General features: G+C 34.1%; 5 protein-coding genes. All 5 read left to right on the forward strand.

Features of this window, described 5'->3' with window-relative positions:
- Nucleotides 1-218: 218 nt before the first annotated feature.
- Entirely contained in the window at nt 219-4,811 is a 4,593-nt protein-coding gene (locus tag ACY65O_RS20820) for a translocation/assembly module TamB domain-containing protein (protein WP_462222786.1), read from the forward strand.
- Between the two features lie 367 nt (nt 4,812-5,178).
- Nucleotides 5,179-6,129: a hydrogen peroxide-inducible genes activator gene (locus ACY65O_RS20825; protein WP_462222787.1), complete on the forward strand. Its 951-nt coding sequence runs from the start codon at nt 5,179-5,181 to the stop codon at nt 6,127-6,129.
- Between the two features lie 68 nt (nt 6,130-6,197).
- On the forward strand, nt 6,198-6,671 hold the full coding sequence (locus ACY65O_RS20830; RefSeq protein WP_462222788.1) for a redoxin domain-containing protein: 474 nt from the start codon (nt 6,198-6,200) through the stop codon (nt 6,669-6,671).
- A 116-nt stretch (nt 6,672-6,787) separates the two neighbouring features.
- A complete protein-coding gene (locus ACY65O_RS20835) occupies nt 6,788-7,129 on the forward strand; it encodes a T9SS type A sorting domain-containing protein (protein WP_462222789.1) in 342 nt (113 codons plus the stop codon).
- A 277-nt stretch (nt 7,130-7,406) separates the two neighbouring features.
- The coding region (locus tag ACY65O_RS20840; protein ID WP_462222790.1) for a hypothetical protein at nt 7,407-7,690 on the forward strand (284 nt) is incomplete at its 3' end.

Here is a 7,690-nt window from a genome sequence, read left to right on the forward strand (position 1 = left end):
ACAAATGGCTTTTTTATTTTTTACTGGCTGGCTGGCTGATCGGCTGGCTTTTTATTTTTAAAAAACTTAAACAAAAACTCTCTTTTTTTCTTTTCATAATCCTGCTGTTTATATTTTTATGGGGTATCATTAACCTTACGCCTTTTCAAAATTTTTTAGTAAATAAGGTTACGGCCAGTCTTTCAAAAAAATTACAAACAAAGGTTTCTGTAAAGCATGTGGAAATTGCACTTTATAATACCTTAATTGTTGATGGCGTTTTGGTAGAAGATAAAAAGAAAGACACTTTAATATACGCTGCCTCTGCCAAAGTAAATATTACCGATTGGTTTTTTTTTAAAGAAAATGCCACACTAAAATATATCGGCCTGCAAAATGCAAGGGTTAATATTAACCGTACCGATTCGGTTTGGAATTACCAGTTCCTGGTTGATTATTTTTCAAGTCCTAAAAAAAGTAATTCTTCTAATGGCGGAATTGAATTTGACCTTCAGGTAATTCAATTAGAGAATGTATTTTTTAATAAGCAAGATAAATGGGTGGGCCAGGATATGAAAGTGGCCATAAAAAAACTTGACTTAAAAGCAGATACAGTTAATTTCAACAGCAGGCGCATTTATATTTCGGATTTAAAGTTAGATGCCCCCTACTTTTTACAATCAAATTATACCGGCAATAAACCAAAAGTTGATAATGATAACCTGAGGGATCTTGTTCCAAAAATCCCTGTACTATCTGCCCTGCAGTGGAATACAGAAGGCTGGATGGTAAGTATAAAAAATATTGACCTTACCAATGCCAGTTTTATTAACGAAAAGGAAACCCTGCGCCAACCTTACACCGACAGGTTTGACGGGCAGCACCTTGCATTTACCAGCATAACGGGTACCCTTAAAAACGCTGTTTTTCTTAATGATACTTTAACCACCGATATTAAATTAAAAGCAAAAGAAAAAAGTGGCTTTGAATTAAAAAACCTGCAGGCCAGCATGAAATTTACGCCTGACATAATGCAATTTAGAAACCTGCTTTTAGAAACCAATAAAAGCAAACTGGGTAACTATTTTTCAATGCGGTATAAAGATTTTAATGATGACCTCAGCAGTTTTATACACAACGTTACCCTTGAAGGAAATTTTGAAAACAGTTATATCAACAGTGATGATATTGCTTTTTTTGCGCCAGCATTAAAAACATGGAAACGTACTTTTAACATTGAGGGCATTGCAAAAGGCCCGGTTGATAACCTTACTGCAAAAAAAATGATCATCAAAACTGGTAACTCATCTGTTGATGGTGATATTGCTTTGAGAGGTTTGCCCGATATCAACAATACTTTTATCGATTTTAAATCGAATAACCTGGTAACAAATTTCACCGATCTTTCTGCAATTATACCTTCTTTAAAAAATATAACAAAGCCTGCTTTAAGCAAATTGGGCAATATTAATTTTAAAGGAAATTATACAGGCTTTATAAATGATTTTGTAACCTACGGCACTATAAGCACTAATCTTGGTAATATAGTTGCAGACATAAACATGAAATTGCCGGAAAACAAACCTGCCACCTATTCGGGTAAAATATCTTCTGCCGGTTTTAAACTGGGGCAATTTATTAATAGTAATGCTGTTGGCAATATTGCTTTAGATGGAAATATTGTTGGCAGCGGATTTGCACTTAAAAATTTAAACGCCACTTTTAAAGGTAATATTCACCAGTTAGAAGCTAACAGTTACAATTACACCAACATTATTGTTGATGGCAAGTTTGATAAACAAATTTTTACCGGCCACGGAAAAGTAGATGACCCTAATTTAAAAATTGAACAGTTTGATGGTTCGGTAAGTTTTGCAGGTAAAGAATCGGTATTTAATTTTGATGCAGTTTTAGCAAAGTCTGATTTAAAAAAACTACACCTTACTAAAGATGATGTTGCATTAGATGGCCGTTTTAAATTAAACTTTACAGGTAATACCATCGATAATTTTTTAGGCACCGCATCAGTTTATGGTGCCACGCTGCTGCATAACGGCAACAAGTTATCTTTCGATTCTCTTACATTAAATTCTTACATCGCAGATAATAAAAAATACCTCTCTTTTCAATCAAACGAAGTGGAAGGGAATGTAACCGGCAAGTTTAAAATATTAGAACTGCCCGATGCTTTTAAAGTTTTTTTAAACCGCTACTACCCTGCTTATATTCCCAAACCTAATTACAGTGTAAGCGACCAGGATTTTAGTTTTTTTATTAAAACAAAAGAGGTGGATGAATATGTGCAGCTGATTGATAAAAAATTAAAAGGTTTTAATAATTCCACCTTCAGCGGTAACCTTAACCTTGCAAAAAACGAACTGAATGTAAATGCAATTGTGCCTCAGTTTGAGTACGATAAAAAAGTATTTAACGGTGTTAATCTCGTAAGCAGTGGAAATTTAGATACGCTGAATACAAAAATAACCACCGGCGATATTGTCTTAAACGACAGCCTTCATTTTCCCGGAACCGATCTATCCATAAAATCGCACAACGATGCTTCGGTTATTGCATTAAAAACAAGTGCCAGCAAAACCCTGAGCGAAGCAGAGTTAAATGCAACAGTACAAACTTTAAAAGATGGCGTAAGAATAAATTTTGCTCCTTCTTCTTTTATTATAAATGATAAAAAATGGCAACTGGAAAAAGATGGTGAATTAACTATTCGCAAATCTTATGTTGATGCCAGCGAAGTAAAATTTGTACAGGGCAACCAGGAAATTGTGATCTCCACAGAAGATGCAGGTGATGGCACCGACAATACTAACGTGTTAGCCAAACTTAAAAAAGTAAACATAGATGATTTTACACCTTTCTTTTTAAAAAAGCCAAGGCTCGAAGGTACATTAACTGGCACCATTACCCTGAAAGATCCATTTGGAAAACAAATTATTGAATATGATGCGCTGGCAGAAAATTTTAAATTAGATGATAAAGATATTGGCAACACCACATTAAAAGGTGATGTAAATACTGCTACAGGATTAATAAAATTTAAAGCCGGTTCAGATAATAAACTGTATAAATTTAATGTAGATGGCAGCATAAATTACAAAGACACCCTGGATAACCGGATGAATATTGACTTTTTAGCGGAGCACTTTGATATTGCCTTGCTGGATAATTATCTCGGTAACATTTTCAGTAATATGCAGGGAGATCTTGCCGGCAAATTAAAAGTAAGTGGCAGCGGCGACAATAAAACTATAACAGGCACTGCAACAGTAACCGATGGTTCGTTAAAAGTAAAATACACACAATGTAAATACCAGTTCACTAACGAAACTATTATTTTCAATCCCGGTGAAATTGATTTTGGAACATTGCAAATAAAAGATACCCTTGGCAATACCGGAACAGTAAGTGGAAAATTGTACCACAAATTTTTTCAGGATTTTGCATTTGATAATGTAAATGTTGAAACCGGCAAAATGTTATTGCTGAATACAACACAAAAAGATAATACACAGTTTTACGGAAAAGTTATTGGTAAAGCAACCATGAGTTTAAATGGCGATATTACTGATATGCGGATGAAAATTAATGGGGAGCCATCTATATTAGACAGCAGCCATATTTATTTACCAACCGGTTCTGGCAGGGAAACAGGTGTTATAGATTATATTGATTTTATACAGTTTGGTACCAAAATGGAAGACGTTACCGGCAAACAGGCCAGTAATATTTTTGTTGATATGGATTTAAAGGCTAACCCTGCCTGTAAGATAGATGTAATATTAGATGAAGCAACAGGTGACATAATAAAAGGCCAGGGAAACGGAGATTTAAAAATTCAGGTAGGCACCACAACGCCATTAAGTATAAGAGGCAGGTACGATATTACAAAAGGAGATTACACTTTTAATTTTCAAACTTTTTTAAAAAAACCTTTTACACTTAACAAAGGTTCTTCTATTACCTGGAGTGGCGATCCTTATCTTGCTAACATAAATATTGAGGCTGAATATTTGGCAGAAAATGTTGACTTCAGCAGCATCTCTTCTTCTAATGGTTATAAGCAAAGAGGGGATATAAGAATTATAGCATCCTTAACCGGTATTTTAAATAAACCTGACATTCAATTTAGTTTTGCGTTGCCCGATCAAAGCCCGTACAAAGGCGATTATTTTGTTCAAAATAAATTGGATGGTTTTAGAAAAGAGCCCAGCGAAATGAATAAACAGGTAGCAAGTTTATTGTTGATCAATTCATTTATTTCGGGCCAGCAAAATGTATTATCGGGTAATACTCCATTTACACTTGCTGCCAATTCAATAGGTGGTGTTGTTTCGGGCTGGCTTACAGGGATATTTAATAAAGGATTAGAAAAAGCTACCAATGGAGTAGCATCTGTTTATCTTGATTTTAATTCCAGTTTCGATTTACAAAGCACTGCAGCGTTATTGCAGGCAAATGTAAAAACAGGTTTAAGGCTACTTTTAAATAACAGGCTGGTTGTTTTAATTGGTGGCAATATTGATATTAATAACCCTAATGTATTACTGGCTAATAAAAATTTAGTAAGCCCCGATATTACCATTGAGTATATGCTTACCAAAGATGGCAGGTGGAGAGCTGTGGGTTTTAACCGCAGCAGCATAGTTGCAACTGATTTAACCGGCAGCCAAAGAAACAAAACGGGTGTAAAAATAACTTACCGTAAAGATTATGATAAACTTACTAAGGCAGAAAGAATACTTCGCCGTGAGGAAAAGAGAAAAAATAAAAAAGAAGCGGCAGCAGAAAAACAACCGCTGACAAAAAACAATTAGCCCTTTAAGATACCATGGCCCCGTTTATCTTTTTTGTTTATAAATATTTTTTGTTGTGCGGATTAGATTTTATTTCGACAGGCTGAGGCTGACAGAATACTTTTAATATCTAATTGGTATAAAATAATCATCCTTCCCTTCACCATTGCTGTTGTACCAATCAGCCATTGTGCTTTCTAATGGCATGTCAGTCTCTTTATAGTTTACATCAGGTTCAATTGGCCCTCCCTAAGCGGTAGCTAATTTTTTGTTTCACATAAAATAATGTTTAGATAAATGATTTGAAGAAGTTCAATTTTACGCTAACCAAATTATAAACGCTATTGATAGTAATTATAATTACATAGGAAATATCTATTTTTACAGTATGACAATTACTCAACTGGAATATATTGTTGCGGTGGATACCCACCGGCACTTTGTCAAGGCCGCCGAAAAATGTTTTATTACTCAGCCTACATTAAGTATGCAAATACAAAAGCTGGAAGAAAAACTGGGCAGTAAAATTTTTGACCGGAGCAAACAGCCTGTTATACCAACCGAAATTGGTGAAGAAATAATTCAGCAGGCAAGAATTATTTTAAACGAAGTAAAAAAAATAGATCAGCTCATCAGCGATAAACAGGGCATCTTACAGGGGGAATTAAAAATTGGCATTATACCAACACTGGCACCCTATTTATTGCCTTTGTTTCTGCAACCATTTTTAAAAAAATATCCAGATGTTACCATTAAGGTAAAAGAAATGACCACCGATATTATTGTAGAGAAATTAAAAACAGGCAGAATTGATGCTGGATTATTAGTAACTCCTTTGCAGGAGCCCAGCATAACTGAGTATCCATTATTTTATGAAGAGCTGGTGGCGTATGTTTCTAAAAAAAATGCCGCCTTTAAAAAAACTTATGTGCTGGCCGATGATATTGATTTAAAAGAATTGTGGCTTTTGGAAGAAGGCCATTGCTTTCGCTCTCAAATAATAAATTTATGTGAACTTAAAAAACAAACCAAAGAAAAAAGCAATTTTGAATACGAAGCCGGAAGCGTGGAAACTTTAAGGAAAATGGTGGAGCTAAATAACGGCGTAACCATTTTACCCGAACTGGCCACACTGGATTTTAGTACCAAGCAATTAAATATGATACGGCATTTTAAAAGCCCTGCACCTGTAAGAGAAGTAAGTTTGGTTACACACCGTGATTATATGAAAAAGAAATTGATTGATGTTTTAAAACAGCAGATCATTGATATTTTGCCACCAAAATTGAGTTTAAATAAAAACAAAAATCTGGTTAAAATTTTTGAACAGAGTAACTAAACAAAATGATGGAAATAATGTTATTTAATTTTATACCATTTACTTTACAAAAGAATTAAATCATTATTATGGCAATTGAAATTGGACAGGCAGCCCCGGAATTTAGTTTATTCGACTCTGCAAAAAATAAAGTTAACCTCAGCGATTACAAGGGTAAAATTGTAATACTGCAATTTTTTCCCCAAGCCTTTACAGGCACCTGTACCAAACAACTATGTACTGTAAGAGATGATATTGGCAGGTATAATAACAGCACAGCAGTAGTTTTAGGCATTTCTGTAGATTCTGTTTTTACCCTTGCAAAATATAAAGAAGAACAGGCATTTAATTTTACCCTGCTCAGCGACTTTAATAAGGACGTTTCTGCTGCTTATAATACCCTGTATAGTGAATGGATTTTAGAAATGAAAGGTGTCAGCAAACGTTCGGCTTTTATAATTGATAAAGAGGGCATTATACAATATGCCGAGGTGCTGGAAAGTGCCGGGGATTTACCCAACTTTGAGGCAATAAATAATAAATTAGCACAATTAAACCCATAACTTATACGTTTTAACCCTGCAGGGTATATTTCCTGAAGGCATTTTTAAAAAAAAAGCATTTTTTTAGTGGTATAATTTTGTTGATTATATCAGTAACATTAAGTAGCTTTACTCTATTGAAACAAATTTTTTACATACTTATTTTTATTATTGGATTAAACTTTACTTCTTCTGCTCAAAATAAACCTGCCGAAAGCGGCGATGTTGCAGCCAAGTACATAAAGCTTTACCCAATTCCTGCTACTTCAGTAGTCAATTTCGACTTTGTGAGTGGGTATGATAAATCCATGTCTTTTCAGGTGTACAATTTTACCGGCAAAATTGTTTACGAATTAAAAAGCACCCCTCAAAAAATAACGCTTTCACTTGCCGATTTCTCCAGGGGTTTTTATTATTACCAACTACGTGATAAATTCGGTAAGCTTGTTGAAACCTCCAGATTTTTAGTGGTTAAGTAAATTTATTTTTCTTCAACTTTTATTTTTTGGGTTACCAGCTTTGGTAATACTGTTTGGCTGCGGTGGTCTGGCCTAAGGCGAGAGACTCTTGTACAGAGTATCTTTATTCAACTTTTATTTAAGCGTTGATGAAATTTATGATCATAAAACAGTGTGGCTTATATTCTGTATTGACTAATGACAATTGAATTTGTAAAACAATAAATGCTTTTAAGATATTGATTATTTTTGGTGAGCAGCTTCTTGCAGCATAAATTTACATGTTTGTGGCTATTTTATGAAGACCCTAATTTACATAACGACAATTTTATTTTTTGGCTGTACTCAACGACAGACAAATGATAAAAATATTTCTACCATTGACACTTCTAAAAAGTTGAGAGAAACTAAAATAGAATTGCCTCAAACCAAAGTTGCAAGAGCGAAATATCATACAGACAAAGACACTGTTTATAATTATAAGAAACTCAGTAAAATGGCTTTTGAAATTGCATATGAACATAATACGATATTGATGAATATATTGTTTGCTTTAATGCCGGCATTTTTATTTTTTTTGGT

This window comes from Ferruginibacter sp., assembly GCF_031430955.1.
Lineage (GTDB): Bacteria > Bacteroidota > Bacteroidia > Chitinophagales > Chitinophagaceae > Ferruginibacter.

Excerpts from the sequence above, each read along its gene's own strand:
- ACY65O_RS20830 (WP_462222788.1), top strand. The coding sequence starts at position 6,198 with ATGGCAATTGAAATTGGACAGGCAGCCCCGGAATTTAGTTTATTCGAC.
- ACY65O_RS20825 (WP_462222787.1), top strand. The coding sequence starts at position 5,179 with ATGACAATTACTCAACTGGAATATATTGTTGCGGTGGATACCCACCGG.